Raw genomic sequence first — 14380 nt, forward strand, 5'->3', positions numbered from 1 at the left:
CCCTTTCAGCCTGCCCGGGCCCGCCGGCGATGGTTTGTGAGCGACCAGAGCGGATAGCAAAGGCCAAGCGCGGTTGAGAAGACGACCTGTGTCGTGGTCGCCATGCCGTGGCTGACGAGGACGGGCACGCCGGCAAAATAGAGCGGGAGATATAGAAGCGTTCCGGTCACCACGCCCGGAGAATAGCGCCGCATGATCCAGACCGCCCGCAGGTGAAAGAATGCGTTGCTCATCAGGATTGCGGCGAGGACAACCCAGGCCGAGAGGTAGCCTTCAGCCGTCGTGCCGCGCCACGCGATCCATATTGCGACGGCGACCATGACCGCATTGATGCGCACGAGAAAAGCGACCGTCAGGCTTTTTGCGATTTCCGGGCGATATTCGGCGTACCACCGCCCGAAGCCGCCGGGCCATGCGAACTCCTCGATCAGATGGAAAAAGCAAGCGGCGAGCGGCAGATAAGGGAGTATGTCGGCGTTCATGTTCAGGTCTCCATTGTTGATTGAAGCCCGTCAAACACCGCGATCCCCAGGGCATCAAACCCGCTTACGCAGTCTGCAGCCCCCATTCGTGAACGACGGTCAATGCGCTTCACGCTTCGTGAATAACGCGGGTGTTTTCGCAGGGAATTCCGACGCTTGCCGAGTTGGCGCGTGAACAGCAGCCCCGGCCCCGGTAAGCCCCGCCTCCCCTTTCAACGCTTCTGCCACGCCGGATGGCATCGGCCTTTCAGATCAGACATGGCCGGGGCAGCGACGAAGAGTTCGACGCCGGCATGGTCCGCGAGCGACTTATGGCTGTCGAGGGGGCGCTGGGACTCCGGGGGGAACGTTTGGATCATGAGGGTGCGGGAAGATTGAGGGGGATGGGGAACCGGCTGGTTCGCGCCTTCGATTTGGAAGTTCAGGGTATTTCGCGCGGAGCCTGAAAGCTGCCGTTCGGCATGTCCATAGTCAGAGGTCAAAAAAGCAAAATATAGCTTGGCGTGTGGCGGCAACTGCTCCGCCTACATTCGCCTGATATTTGCGGCGTATTGGGCCGCGCGCTTCCTACCCTCCACGAGCTGTTCAGGTGTCGCGATAAAGACTGAAAGAGTACCAGACCAGTCACCTACTCCTTCAACCTCGAAATCAACCTCAATTTGTAGCTTCTGCTCCTCAAGCTCAAACGAAGGGACGGAGACGCGGTTCACCCTATTGACGCACAAGAACGGAGTAGCGTCCGCACCTGTGAGGCGGTTACTTTTCGGGATAGAAGCCAGACGTACAATCTCGTTCATAGCCAGTGGCTCGAACCAAGGCGAGCCATGATAGCGCCAGTACAGGTCAGCTAGGTGGCTGCCCAACCCCAAATCGGCAAACCACTCTCCCCGCGCTATGCCAAGCGTCTGTTCAAAGTTTTGGACGAGCGCGTCCATGCCTTCGATCCATCGGCCTGTCTCGACGCACATGCTGACGATGTTATGTGTCGCATTACGTCGAGGTGTTCGATCTGAGAACGTGAACTCAAGCTCGTAATGGATGCCTTGGCGAGACACGCTCGGCGTGTCAGCTAGCAAACCACCATAACCAAGCTCATTGAGAAGAACGTACCGATCGCCAACGTCAGTTTGTTGGAATTCGTTAGCAAAACGCATGAGGTCTCTGCCTGACCCCTGCACGAAATGAAGCAAGCGCACTTTGAACCCTTCACGCCCTGTACTCAGGATGTCGCCGGCGGTGATGATATGACGCCCGATGGCAATGACATCCGAGCGGTCGATCTCGTTGTCCCCGTCTATACGACGCGACGCTTCATGCTCGTCACGAATACGCCTCAGCTCTGCTACTGTGAAACGCTCTTCGTCCCGATCAATTAGCACGCTACAGCTCGCACAAAGCCAAATTCCATTACTGATGTGTCTCCGCTCTTCGGAGGTCATGTTTGGATCATAGCGACGTGCGCCCTGTCCCGATGCCGCAGCGGAAATATGCGCAGCAATACCGATATTGGTCACTGCGCTTGGACTTTCATCGCTAGGGCCAGATGTCGAGCGCTTGCATTTCGAGCACATGTGGCTAGCCCTAAGGGCTAAATCGCTGCGCGTTTTGGCGCTGAAATCATCTCGGCTGCGATTCATTGAATTATTTTAGTCGTGCTACACGTTTGATTCAATATACCAGATAGCTCTTGATGCAGAAGACGAAATAGATGTGGCCAAGTGGCAGTTCTATTCCGTTGGTTATTAAGTGGCTTGTAACGATCAGTGTCGGATTTGCCGAATGGGATTAGGAAACCTGCCATTCTGCTCCCGGCCCCTTAGCATCTCCCTCCCCCCCAAAACAAAATACCGCGCCGGCCTTGTTCCTGCCGGTCGCGGTTTTCTCAAGTGGCGTCTGCCCCGTCCAAAAGGCCCCGCCTGTCCCCCTCTTGTCGAGGTTTTCCCGCCGGCTTGCGGCGGAGAATTCGATTCAAGGCCCTCGCGAGTTGATTCAGCGAAGGGCCCCAAGCCTTTGAATTAGTGCATCGTCATCCATTCGCGGGCGGCGCGGAGCGCTTCGGCGAGCTCGAGCTTGGACATCGTCGCGGCGACGTCCTGGCGCAGTTCGGCGGCGCGTTCGCAGCCCTTGATGGCGGCGATGTTGAGCCATTTGTGGGCGGCGACGAGGTCGATGCCGCAGCCGCGGCCCGTTGCATACATGAGGCCCATTTCGCAGAAGACGTCGGCCTTGGTTTCGCCACCCATCGTGGCCATTTCAACCGGATTGATTTCAAAGCGTGCCATTGGTCAAGTTCCTGTTTTGCCTGTCTCAGTTGCCATGTCTTGCCCCTGTTTTTTGAGAGGCATGCCCGAGAGGCTCCGCTTTGTCTTTCCTTCGCGGAACCGGTCAGGACCGGCCGGGTTTTCCCCGCTCGTTTGATGAGCCAACTATCGCCGACGGCTTTCAACAGGCGCTTAAGCTGCATGATTAATGGCCCGCAAACAAAATCCAAACAGGCGGTAAACGGCGATTTCCGTTAACCATGCGAGTGCTTGAATTCATTCGACTTTGCCTCGAATTTTACGAAAATTTCACGCGCGCCCCTCAACCCTTTAATAACCAAGGCACGAATTGGCACAGAAGCGCTCGCGGCAAATGGCGTTGTCGCGGCCAGGAAATCCGGCCGAATTGCCTATTTACCTTTACGTGTTGGTAAGATAATTTCAGTGTCGGAACATGCGGGTTTGGCGCCGGCCTGTTCCCTGGAGGAGAGAAGCACCGGCCGGACGTGCCCGGCGGTGAAACGGGATTGGAGGATCCATGGCATTCAAGACACTTCTGGCTGCGGCAGCCATTGCGCTCGCCTCGGCCACGGCCCATGCGGGCGAACCGATCGAAGGCAAGTGGAAGACGGCGAGCGGCGAAACCGCCGAGATCAGCTCGTGCGGCGGGGCGTTCTGCGTGACGCTGAAGACCGGCGAGTTCGCCGGCAAGCGCATCGGCAAGATGAGCGGCAGCGGCGCGGACTATTCCGGCCAGATCACCGACCCGAAGGACGACAAGACCTATACCGGCTACGGCACCGTCTCCGGCGCGGCCTTGAAGATGAAGGGGTGCGTGCTGAAGATCCTCTGCAAGTCGCAGACCTGGACGCGGCTCTGATCCCGAAAATCTGATCCCTGCAAAAGGCGGCGGGCCCATCGGCCTGCCGCCTTTCTTATGCGGTTCGGGCGCAGAACCGGGCTGCGATCACGACGCCATCAGGAATGACAGGCGCGCATCGGTGCGCGCCGGGCTGATCTCGACGATCTCCGCCTCGACCACGCCCTCCTTCACGAAGGGGTCGGCGGCGACCCTCCGCTCCAGCGCTTCGCGCGCAATGTCGTGGGCAATGACCGCGCCGCCGGCGTTCGGCTGCAGGCTGCCGACCATCAGGAAGACGCCGTCTTCAAACCCCTGCCTGATCCAGTCCTTGTGTCCTTCCATGAATTCCGGCGCCCGCGCCTTCGCGCGAGCAAATTTCAGCTGAACGACAAACATCGCGTCTTCTCCTGTTTCCTGACCGGCGGCACGCGCCGTCTTCCTCAAATTGCCGCCCGCGCGGCCGTGGATTGTTCAGCCAGCCAGGCGCACATCTCATCCACTTCCTTGCGGATGAAGACCTCGTCGTGAAACGCGTTGGCGAGTGCGGCCACGCCCTGGCTGCGCGCCAGGAGATGCATCGCGAGCGCATCGGCCCTGCCGGCAAGCCCGATTTCGGAGAACTGCCGGGCAAGCCAGGTGCGGAACAGATCGAACAGGCCGTTCGCCTCCTCGCGCGCCGGATGGGCGAGCTTGGCGAGTTCGCCGCACAAGGTGCCGACCGGGCAGCCGTAGAGCATGATCTTCGCCTGGTTGGCGATCAGGATGTGGATGAAGCTGCGGATCCGCTCCTCGGGGCTCGCGCCGTCGACCTGCCAGCGGTCGAGCATCTCGCGGGTCGAGGCGAGCCGGCGGGCGATCACCGCCTCCAGAATCTCGTCCTTGGTGCGAAAGTGATAATAGAAGTTGCCCCGCGAAATGCCGACGGCTTCGGCGATGTCGGCAAACGAGGTGTGCTCGAAACCCCTTTCGTAGAAAAGCCGGTCGGCCTCCTCGACGATATTGATCCGGGTATCCTTCATGTTGCCTCGCAGATTGCCAATTAGGACAATTGACCAAATAATTAGGACGATCGCCCTAATCTGTCAACATCCACGTCTCTGGCGCCCCGTTTTCCTTCGTCCCCAAAAATTGTCCCATTCCGGTGCCATTCTCTCCTTTCCCTGCCTTGCAAGGGTGTTAAGGAAGCTGAATTCCAGATGAATGCCGGTCTCAGGCGTCATTCAGACGGGTTCGGTCATTGTAACTGCGTCAACACACTTCAAAGGGGCGAACAATGATCCTGGCACGACGCATGACGATTATCGGACTTATCGCAGCGATCTTCGCGATGCTGATGTCGATGGCTGTCGAAGGCACATCCCGCCGCGGCTATGTCCACCAGGCGGGAACCTCGGTCTCCTGCATCTTCAGCGACGATATCGGCTGCCGGCCGGTCATCCGCTAAATCCGAAACGAAATTTCGACGGCAGCCGCCGGCTGCCGTTTGCTTGTCACCAAGGCCAATCTATAATGGCGCATGAACAAGCGAATCTCTCCCATGTCCGTCTCCCATATTCTGACGCCCCCGCCGTTCGAGCCCTTGACCGTCGATGATCCGGCGGAGGCCGTCGAAAGGCTCTCCGAGCTTTACGAACGCAACACCCGCTTCCTGACCGGCGCGTTCGCCGCGCTCGCCGAAAGCGGCGTGCTGCAGGGCCGCTTCCGCGCCTGCTATCCGCAGGTGTCGATCGAGACGACGAGCTTCGGCCATGTGGATTCGCGCCTCTCCTACGGCCACGTGACGGCACCCGGCGTCTACACCACCACCGTCACCCGGCCGGAGCTGTTTCGTTATTACCTGAAGCAGCAGCTCGGCCTGCTGATGAAGAACCACGGCGTGCCGGTGACGATCTCGGAATCGGCGACGCCGATCCCGCTGCACTTCGCCTTTGGCGAGGACAGCTATGTGGAAGCGACGCCGGCCATGGCCGACATCCTGTTGCGCGACATCTTCGATACGCCCGACCTCAACACCACCGACGACCTGATCGCCAACGGCGAATACGAGCCGGCGCCGGGCGAGCCGCTGCCGCTCGCGCCGTTCACCGCCCAGCGCATCGACTATTCGCTGGCCCGGCTGGCGCATTACACGGCGACCAGCCCGAAGCATTTCCAGAACTTCGTCCTCTTCACCAACTACCAGTTCTACATGGACGAGTTCTGCGCCATGGCGCGCAAGCTGATGGCCGATGGCGGCGGGGGCTACGCCGCCTTCGTCGAGCCCGGCAATGTCGTAACCCTGCCCGGCCAGAGCGAGCCGAGCGAGGGTAGCCCGCCCGGACGACTGCCGCAGATGCCGACCTATCACCTGAAGAAAAAGGGCCATGCCGGCATCACCATGGTCAATATCGGCGTCGGCCCCTCCAACGCCAAGACGATCACCGACCATATCGCCGTGCTTCGCCCGCATGCCTGGCTGATGCTCGGCCATTGCGCTGGCCTCAGGAACTCGCAGCGGCTCGGCGACTATGTGCTGGCGCATGCCTATGTGCGCGAGGATCACGTGCTCGACGACGACCTGCCGGTCTGGGTGCCGATCCCGGCGCTCGCCGAAGTGCAGCTGGCGCTGGAAGAGGCGGTGGAGGAGGTGACCGGCTACGAAGGCTTCGAGCTGAAGCGCATCATGCGCACCGGCACGGTCGCCACCATCGACAACCGCAACTGGGAACTGCGAGACCAGGCCGGCCCGGTCAAGCGGCTGTCGCAGTCGCGGGCGATCGCGCTCGACATGGAATCCGCGACGATCGCCGCCAATGGCTTCCGCTTCCGCGTGCCCTACGGCACCCTGCTCTGCGTGTCCGACAAGCCGCTGCATGGCGAGCTGAAGCTGCCGGGCATGGCGACCGCCTTCTACAAGACGCAGGTCAGCCAGCACTTGAAGATCGGCATCGCCGCGCTGGAAAAGCTTGGCGCCATGCCGCCGGAACGGCTGCATTCACGCAAGCTCAGAAGCTTCTTCGAGACGGCGTTCCAGTAAGGCCTGCGGCATGGACGGCGACGCCCTCTGGTACCGGCGCTTCGGCGCGCCGGAAGAGGTTCTCACTCTTGAGGCCCATGAGCCGGGTCCACTGGCACCCGGCGTGCTGCGCGTCGCCATGCATGCGGCGCCTGTCAATCCGTCCGACCTCATCCCGATCACCGGCGCCTACGGGCATCGCGTCCGCCCGCCGCTGATCGCAGGCTATGAGGGTGTCGGGACAGTCATCGCGGCAGGCAACGTTTCAGGAGGCTGGCTCGGCCGCCGCGTCCTGCCGTTGCGGAGCGGCGGCACATGGGCGTCATTCGTTGATTGCGACGCGGCGCTCGCGGTTCCGGTGCCGGACGACATCGACGATACGATCGCGGCCCGCGCCTACATCAATCCGGTCGCGGCACTCCTGATGCTGAAAGGCTGGCCTGTTGCAGGTCGGCGCATCCTGCTGACGGCAGCGGGCTCGAGCTGCGCCGCGCTGCTGGCACAATGGGCGCTTGCGGCCGGCGCGAACACGGTCACCGGCATCTGCAGATCTCGCATACATGATGATCGGCTGCGGGCGCTCGGCGTTGACGTTCTCGCTGACACGGATGCGGAAGCGATCCGGTCAGCGGCATCCCGCGCCGATGTCGTCTTCGATGCCGTCGGCGGTTCGCTGGCGAACGGCATCATGGCCGCCATGCCGCAAGACTCCGCCTTTGTCGGCTATGGACTGCTGTCGGAACGTCCGGTGACGCCGGGCGCATCCGGCCCGGCGCTGCAACGCTTCCATGTCCGCGACCATCTCGCCCGCCTGTCGACGGACGGATGGCACGGATTGTTTGACGAGATCTGGCCGCTTCTGCGCAGGACGACGACGCCACCGACCCGGAGCTTTCCCCTTGCCGACTGGCAGTCAGCCCTGGCGTTCTTCCGGACGGCGTGCCGGCAGGAAAAGCCCCTGTTGCTGATGCGCTGAGGAGACCGGTGCTACTCGACGTAGGTCCCGGCCTTCTTGGCGGCGAAGGTGGCGAGGTAGTCCATCAGCGGCGGGTTGAGGCAGTCATAGGGTTCCAGGCCCAGTTCCTTCAGCCGGGCGCGCACGGCGTCCATCTTCTTCGGACTGACGCCCGATTCGATGACCGAGGAGACGAAGGCGGCAAAGCCCGGCGCCGACCAGCCCTTTTCGGCAAAGCGCTCCGGATGGATGAAGGACAGACCCTTGAAGGCGTGGTCGCGTTCGACCGGACCGTACATGTGGACGCTGCAGACCTTGCAGGCGTGCCGCTGGATCAGCGCGGAGGGATCGACCACGGCGAGCTTGTCGCCGTTTTCGACGACCTCGACATTGTCGCTCGGCACGACGGCCACCACCGAGAACATGGCACCGTCCGGCTTCCAGCACTTGGTGCAGCCGCAGGCATGGTTGTGGGCAACGTCGCCCTTGATCTTCAGCCGCACCGTCCTGTCGGTGCAGCCGCAGGACAGCGTGCCGCCGGCAAAGCTGCCGCTGCCCTTTGATATTCCATTGTCGATAGAGGGATGCAAAGCCATTCCGCCCATGTGAATTCCTCCCACATTGTCAGGCATTCAGCTTTAGTGCGGGAGGAAGTCTTTCACAGCGCCGGACCGGTTTCAACGAGCAGTGCAGCATGACCCGCACTCAGTGCCGCCACCGTCAATATTGCGTGATGGCTATTGAACATCACGCGGCGCACGCGCATATTCATGGGCAACGAAACGTTCGGTTTTCCTGATGGCAATTGCTCGGTTTTCCCGGTCCGGTCACAGGCGCAGCCTCTCCATGATGCTGGCCATCATGATCGCATTCGCGCCGCTGGCCGGCTTCATTGCCGTCTTGTGCCTGAGCACGCCGGACGCTATGGCCGCACCTCACCACATGATGCATCAGTCCATGCAGATGGATGAGGCGAAGCCGTGCCACGGCGATATCGTACCGGCCCAAAAGCTCGCCTGTGTCGGCGCCTGCAGCCAGTTGCCCGTATCGATCGGCACGGTCGAGGCGCCCGTCGTCTTCGACATCACCCGGCCCGTCTACGTTGCGGACGCCATGAGGACGCTGGTCGGCCAGCGCGCGCCTCCCGACCTCGAACCGCCCCGCCTCTGATCTTCCGATGCTGACCGCCTGCACTGCAGGCCGGTTATTCACGACCCGCACGCACTGACGTGCGGGACATCGGTCATGCCGGAGCATCCGGCACATATCAGAGGATCTCATCATGGATCGCAGAGACTTCTTGCGCACCGCGCTCGCTGCCACCACCGCGCTTGCCGCGTCATCCTTCACCCGCTTCGCCAATGCCGCGACGGAAGCGCCGGCCTCGGCCTCCCGCCAAAGACTGCTGATCGGCAGCCGCACACTGGAGGTCAACGGCCGGGCCGCCAAGGTCTTCAGCCTTGTCGGCGCCGACGGAAAGCCGGGGCTCGTCATCAACAGGGAAGACGGCTTCGACGTCGATCTCGAAAGCGCGATCGACGAGCAGACGCTCGTTCACTGGCACGGCCTCACGCCGCCATGGCAGCAGGACGGCGTACCGGGCAATCCCGCCGCGATGCTGGAACCGGGCGAAACGCGCCATTACGCCTTCGCGCTTGCCTCCGGCGGCACCCACTGGATGCACGCCCATACGCTGCAGGAGCAGAACCTGCTCGCCGCACCGCTGATCGTCCATACGGCGGAGGACCGGTCTGCCGACGAGCAGGAGGTCGTCATCCTGCTGCACGATTTCTCCTTCACGCCGGCCGAGGAGCTGCTGGCGCGCCTTTCCGGTGGAGATTCCGATCATGGCGGCGGCATGTCCATGGGTGGGATGTCGATGGGTGGGATGGACCACTCGCAGATGGGCCACTCCATGGGCGGCGGCATGTCCAGCATGTCCGGCATGCCGGGGATGGCCATGATGGATTTCAACGACATCGAATACGACGCCTACCTCGCCAATGACCGGACGCTGGACGATCCAGAGGTCGTTCGGGTCGACAAGGGCGGACGCGTCAGGCTGAGGATCATCAATGCCGCCGCCTCGACGGCCTTCACCCTGTCGACCGGTCCGCTTGCCGGCACGGTCATCGCCGTCGACGGCCAGCCGGTCGAACCGGTCGAGGATCGCGCCTTCCCGATCTCCATGGGCCAGCGGATCGATATCCGCCTGCAGATACCGGCGGATGGTGGCGCATTCCCGATCATCGCCCAGCGCGAAGGCGCCCGGGAAAGAACGGGCATCGTGCTTGCCTCGGCGAACGCCACGATCGGCAAGACGCCCCCCCTCGCCGACGAAGCCGGCCCGGCCGTCGGACTGTCGCTGGAAACGCGGCTTCGGGCCTCGCGCCCGCTTGCAGGCAACGCCGCTGCCCGGCAGTTCAACCTCGACCTGACGGGTTCGATGATGAACGGCTATCGCTGGGGGATCGAGGGCGATCCGATGAAGGTCCGGCGCGGGGAAAGGGTCGAGATCGGCCTGCGCAACATGACAATGATGGCGCATCCGATCCATCTGCACGGCCATCATTTCCAGGTGGTCGAACTGGATGGAAGGCCGCTTTCCGGCGCGCTCCGCGACACGCTGATCATGCCGCCCATGGTCACCGCGAAAATCGCCTTCGATACCGACAATGCCGGCGTCTGGCCGCTGCATTGCCATCATCTCTACCACATGGTGAACGGCATGATGACCTATGTCCACTACGAGGGCATCGGCTGACCGAGAGAGCGGACAGCGGTCGGGCCGGCCAAAACAGGCCGGCTCAGCCGTTGTCGGGAACCAGCATGCAGGTGAACGAGCGGGCCTTCAGCGCCTCGCAGGCGGATGCCGCCGCATCGCGGCTGCCGAAACCGGCGAACCGGGCGCGGTAGAGAACGCCGGCCATCGTGGCGACGCTCTCGGTGTAATAGGTGACGCCGCTGAAATTGGCGGACAGCGTCGGCTGCGCCTTGGCGAGCAGATCGATGGCCGCCTCTTGCGTCGGGGCGGCGGCGATCTGCACCTTCCAACCCTGCGGCGCGGCAGCGGCCGCAGGTGCGGGCTGGGCGGCGGCATCGGGCGCCAGCTGCGGCGGCACGCTCGGCTCACTCGCGGTGGCGAAGGCGAGTGCGGACGGCGCCGGCCGGAGCAGCGGCGTCGGCAGGTTGTCGTCTGCAACGGATGCCGTGGCATAGGTCGCCCCGCCGGCTTCGCGGGCGGCGATCAGCGTGTTCGACCAGCGCGAGCGGGCCTTCGGCACATAGCGGTCAAGCAGCTCGGCCATCTGCGCATCACGGGCCTTGGCCGTGCGTCCGCCCATGACGACGCCGATTACCCGGCGGCTGCCCTTCTTGACCGCAGTGACGATGTTGTAGCCGGACGCATTGGTGTAACCGGTCTTGATGCCATCCATGCCGTCATAGCGGTACATGAGGCGGTTGTGGCCGCCGCGCACCTTGCCGCGAAACTCCATGCGGTCGAGCGCGAAGAGCTTGTATTCCTTCGGGTAGTCATTCATCAGCGCGACCGCCAGGATCGACATGTCGCGGGCCGTGGTGATCTGCCGGTCGTCGGGCAGGCCGGAGGCGTTGGTGAAGACGGTAGAGCGCATGCCGAGATCGCGCGCCCTGGCGGTCATCCGGGCGGCGAAGGCCTCCTCGGACCCCGCAAGCGCCTCGGCCATGGCGGCAGCGGCATCATTGGCAGACACCACGATCATGCCCTGCACGGCTTCGCGCACGGTGATCGTCTCCCCTGCCTTCGCGCCGAGCTTCGTCGGAATTTTTGCGGCGGCCGTCGGCGACATGACGATACGCGAATTCCAGCCGAGGCGGCCTTTGTGCATCGCCTCGAAGGTCATGTAGAGCGTCATCATCTTCGTCAGTGAAGCGGGATGATTGATGACGTCGGCATTCTGGGCGGCGAGAATTTTTCCGCTCTTGGCGTCCAGTACCAGATAGGCATTGCCGGCTGTTGCAAAGGAGGCGGTGAAGAACAGAAGTATCGCCGAGATCAAAAAGGAAGACAGGCCCTTAAAAGCCTTTTCTCTTTGCATGAATGTACCCGCTTGTTCGTCGTCAGCCGCCCACGTGACAGCGAATGCCGTTATAAACGCATTCGACAACAGCGGCATTCATAAAATTTTAAGCAATTCGCTTATGGTTAGCGAAAACTTAACGCCGGTCATCGGTATAGCGCGATTTGCCGCTGTCGGGCAAGACGAGGGAAAGCGCCGTCCCCGCCAAAGCCGAAACGACCACCAGCAGATGCACGTTGATCGCCGCCTTTGCGAGCGTACCCAGCACATCGGAGGCATCCGCCCCGAGTGCGGCCGCACCGGCGGCAATGCCGGCCGGATAGGTGCCGATGCCGCCCGGCGCATGCACGGGCAGGACCGACGACAATTCCCCGCCCAAAGCACCGCCGAAGGCAGCGGCAATCGGCGCGACGCCCATCAGCGCCAGCACCCAGGCGAGCACGACGACCTTGGTCGACCAGTTGACGACGGTGAAGGCCCAGGCGCGGATGAAGGCGGCCATGGTCGCCGGCGTACCGGCGTCGACCTCCTCGATCAGCGCCTCGAGCTTTTGCGGCAGGACGCGGCGGGTGAAGCCGATGATCGGCCGCTTCAGGGCGAAGAGAATGAGCGGCGCGACGAGGACGATGGCCCAGAGCCCCCAGGCGAGAACCGGCTTGTCCGACTCCAGCGCCAGACCGATGCCGGCTGCGACCAGCAACGCATGCAGGTCGAGAAGGCGGAGAACCAGAAGCGCCGAGGTGCCGCGCGCCAGCGGAATGCCGAATTCCGAGCGCATCAGCAGCGGAAAGCTCGTCTCGCCGGTGCGGAACGGCATCATGATGTTCAGGAGATTATGGACCTGCGTGACGCGAAAGAGCGCCAGGAAACGACCCTTCGTCTGGCGCGGGAAATAATCGTGCATCCGCCAGGCGCGGATGATGTAGGTCGCGGTCAGCAGCACCATGGCGATGATGACGACCGAAATACCTGCATGCTGCCAGCCGGCGATGATGACCGACCAGCCCCAGAACCATTCGATGAAAGCGGCATAGGCGAGCACAACGGCCAATGTGAACAGCGGCATGCGCAGGCGGGCGAACAGGCTCTTTTCCGTCGCCCCATTCATCTCGTTCGTTTCCAATGCTGCTTTCCGTCGCGGTTGCTCTCGAATGCCGCTTGATATAACAGAAGCCCCCGGCAGCGCCAGCCAAAAGACCAGCCCCGGAGTACCGGATTTGCCCGCTCCCACGACATCCCCGCGGCCCCCGTCCGCCGATAGCGACAACGCCGGAAAGACCGGCGGCGAACTGCTGTTTCCCGTCATTCTCGCCTGCTATTTCGTCGGCCAGACGCTGCTGCGGCTGTGGATGCCCGACACGCTGCAGCACGACGAGGCGCAGCAGATCTTCGTCTCGCAGTTCCTCGCCGTCGGCTATGACGGGCAGCCGCCGCTTTACAACTGGCTGCAATACGGCGCCGTGCATCTCTTCGGCGTGTCGCTCGTCTCGCTGGCGCTTTTGAAGAACCTCGTGCTGTTTGGCACCTATTTCGTCTTCTGGAAGACGGCCGGACTGATCCTCGACAACCGCAAGATGGCGATCACCGCGACGCTCGGCCTGCTGACGATCCCGCAGCTTGCCTTCGAGTCGCAGCGGGACCTGACGCATACCGTCGCGGTCTTCTTCTCGGCCACCCTGTTTGCCTATGCGCTGATCCGCACGGTCAAATATCCTTCCGCCTTCAACTATGCCCTGACGGGCGTCGCGATCGGTCTCGGGGCCTTGTCGAAGTACAATTTCGTCCTGCTGCCGGTCGCCGCCTGCCTTGCCCTGCTTCTCGACCGCCACATGCGCCGGCATGTGCTGGACATCCGCCTTGCGCTGACCGCACTGGTCGCCGCAGCCATCGTCCTGCCGCACGGGCTCTGGTTCTTCGACCATATGGGCCGCGCCACTGGAACGGCGCTGAAGAAAATGGTGACCGACGACACGAGCTATGCGGCAACCGTGTTCTGGGGGCTCGGCTCGCTTGCCGTCGCCGTCATAGGGTTTTGCGCGCTGACCGCCGTCTGCTTCGCCTTAGCCTTCCGGGAGAACCTGCGGGCGGCGTTGGCCGCACGCGATCCGTGGGTCCGTTTCTTCGAGCGCACGACGGCCTTCGTCATCATCGGGCTCATCCTGATGGTCGTGTTCGGCGGCGTCGACAGCATCCGCGACCGATGGCTGGCGCCCTATCTCGTCACCTTCCCGCTCTATCTCTGCCTGCGGCTCGACCGTTCCGGTGCGCCGCTGGAGCTCGGGCGCCACCGTTTCAGGATCATCGCCGCTGGTCTGATGGTCCTAATTCCGCTGCTGCTGGTCGGGCTGCTCGCGACCGTCCACGTCAACGGCAAGTACGAATACATCAACACGCCGTTTGCGGCCCTCGCCGACGACATCGAAAAGCAGGCCGGGACGCCGGCCGTCTATGTGTCGTCGGAAACGCACTTGAGTGGAAACCTGCATTTCCAGAGGCCCGGCGTGCCCGCCATCGCGCTTTCCTATCCGCAATACCAGCCGGCCTATGACTGGACTGCCGAGCATCCGATCGTGCTCGTCTGGCGGCAAAGCAAGGGCCGGACGCCGCCGCCTTTCCCGGACGACCTGAAGGACTGGCTGACAGCGAAGGGCATTTCGCCGGCAGCGGCTCAGACGCGCGTCGTCAAGCTCCCCTATATCTACGGGCGGCCCGGCGACGTCTATCAGTTCGCCTATACCGTCATCTATCCGGACAACTAGAAGAC

At 62.6% G+C, this 14380-nt stretch carries 15 protein-coding genes; 7 read left to right on the forward strand and 8 right to left on the reverse strand.

Annotated elements, in window-relative coordinates:
- Positions 1–5: 5 nt before the first annotated feature.
- The 3 genes from ACU5AY_RS11315 to ACU5AY_RS11325 all read right to left on the reverse strand — a co-directional run bounded on the left by ACU5AY_RS11315 (position 6) and on the right by ACU5AY_RS11325 (position 2764).
- Positions 6–482 (reverse strand): HXXEE domain-containing protein, encoded by a 477-nt coding sequence (locus tag ACU5AY_RS11315; protein WP_446826282.1) that lies wholly within the window; start codon positions 480–482, stop codon positions 6–8.
- A 524-nt stretch (positions 483–1006) separates the two neighbouring features.
- Positions 1007–1996: a hypothetical protein gene (locus ACU5AY_RS11320; protein WP_446826283.1), complete on the reverse strand. Its 990-nt coding sequence runs from the start codon at positions 1994–1996 to the stop codon at positions 1007–1009.
- Positions 1997–2497: 501 nt separating this feature from the next.
- The gene (locus ACU5AY_RS11325) at positions 2498–2764 is read right to left on the reverse strand and encodes a sel1 repeat family protein (protein WP_446824808.1); all 267 of its coding nucleotides are present in this window, start codon (positions 2762–2764) and stop codon (positions 2498–2500) included.
- Between the two features lie 517 nt (positions 2765–3281).
- On the opposite strand from ACU5AY_RS11325, the gene ACU5AY_RS11330 reads away from it, so the two are divergent.
- Complete coding sequence (locus ACU5AY_RS11330) at positions 3282–3623, forward strand: DUF2147 domain-containing protein (RefSeq protein ID WP_446826284.1); 342 nt, start codon at positions 3282–3284, stop codon at positions 3621–3623.
- An 87-nt stretch (positions 3624–3710) separates the two neighbouring features.
- Here ACU5AY_RS11330 and ACU5AY_RS11335 read toward each other — a convergent pair whose 3' ends face one another.
- Both ACU5AY_RS11335 and ACU5AY_RS11340 read right to left on the reverse strand, forming a co-directional pair.
- A complete protein-coding gene (locus ACU5AY_RS11335; protein ID WP_446826285.1) occupies positions 3711–4001 on the reverse strand; it encodes a YciI family protein in 291 nt (96 codons plus the stop codon).
- A gap of 44 nt (positions 4002–4045) precedes the next feature.
- The gene (locus ACU5AY_RS11340) at positions 4046–4624 is read right to left on the reverse strand and encodes a TetR/AcrR family transcriptional regulator (RefSeq protein ID WP_446826286.1); all 579 of its coding nucleotides are present in this window, start codon (positions 4622–4624) and stop codon (positions 4046–4048) included.
- 254 nt (positions 4625–4878) lie between these two features.
- On the opposite strand from ACU5AY_RS11340, the gene ACU5AY_RS11345 reads away from it, so the two are divergent.
- The 3 genes from ACU5AY_RS11345 to ACU5AY_RS11355 all read left to right on the forward strand — a co-directional run bounded on the left by ACU5AY_RS11345 (position 4879) and on the right by ACU5AY_RS11355 (position 7576).
- On the forward strand, positions 4879–5049 hold the full coding sequence (locus tag ACU5AY_RS11345; RefSeq protein WP_446826287.1) for a hypothetical protein: 171 nt from the start codon (positions 4879–4881) through the stop codon (positions 5047–5049).
- Between the two features lie 72 nt (positions 5050–5121).
- Positions 5122–6621, forward strand: coding sequence for an AMP nucleosidase (locus ACU5AY_RS11350; protein WP_446826288.1), 1500 nt, complete (start codon positions 5122–5124; stop codon positions 6619–6621).
- Positions 6622–6631: 10 nt separating this feature from the next.
- Positions 6632–7576 carry a zinc-dependent alcohol dehydrogenase family protein gene (locus tag ACU5AY_RS11355; RefSeq protein WP_446826289.1) on the forward strand — a complete coding sequence of 315 codons (945 nt, stop codon included), beginning with the start codon at positions 6632–6634 and terminating at the stop codon, positions 7574–7576.
- 11 nt (positions 7577–7587) lie between these two features.
- Here ACU5AY_RS11355 and gfa read toward each other — a convergent pair whose 3' ends face one another.
- The gene (gene gfa, locus ACU5AY_RS11360; protein ID WP_446826290.1) at positions 7588–8160 is read right to left on the reverse strand and encodes an S-(hydroxymethyl)glutathione synthase; all 573 of its coding nucleotides are present in this window, start codon (positions 8158–8160) and stop codon (positions 7588–7590) included.
- A 241-nt stretch (positions 8161–8401) separates the two neighbouring features.
- Here gfa and ACU5AY_RS11365 point away from each other — a divergent pair, with 241 nt between their 5' ends.
- Positions 8402–8725: a hypothetical protein gene (locus ACU5AY_RS11365; protein WP_446824814.1), complete on the forward strand. Its 324-nt coding sequence runs from the start codon at positions 8402–8404 to the stop codon at positions 8723–8725.
- Positions 8726–8837: 112 nt separating this feature from the next.
- Entirely contained in the window at positions 8838–10319 is a 1482-nt protein-coding gene (locus tag ACU5AY_RS11370) for a multicopper oxidase family protein (RefSeq protein WP_446826291.1), read from the forward strand.
- Positions 10320–10362: 43 nt separating this feature from the next.
- Here ACU5AY_RS11370 and ACU5AY_RS11375 read toward each other — a convergent pair whose 3' ends face one another.
- Together ACU5AY_RS11375 and ACU5AY_RS11380 are read right to left on the reverse strand one after the other, a co-directional pair.
- Positions 10363–11634: a serine hydrolase gene (locus tag ACU5AY_RS11375; protein WP_446826292.1), complete on the reverse strand. Its 1272-nt coding sequence runs from the start codon at positions 11632–11634 to the stop codon at positions 10363–10365.
- A gap of 118 nt (positions 11635–11752) precedes the next feature.
- Positions 11753–12724 (reverse strand): lysylphosphatidylglycerol synthase domain-containing protein, encoded by a 972-nt coding sequence (locus ACU5AY_RS11380; protein ID WP_446828996.1) that lies wholly within the window; start codon positions 12722–12724, stop codon positions 11753–11755.
- 109 nt (positions 12725–12833) lie between these two features.
- Between ACU5AY_RS11380 and ACU5AY_RS11385 the strand changes: the two genes are divergently transcribed.
- Positions 12834–14375 (forward strand): ArnT family glycosyltransferase, encoded by a 1542-nt coding sequence (locus tag ACU5AY_RS11385; protein ID WP_446826293.1) that lies wholly within the window; start codon positions 12834–12836, stop codon positions 14373–14375.
- Positions 14376–14380: the final 5 nt, after the last annotated feature.

The organism is Rhizobium sp. PAMB 3174, from assembly GCF_052908375.1.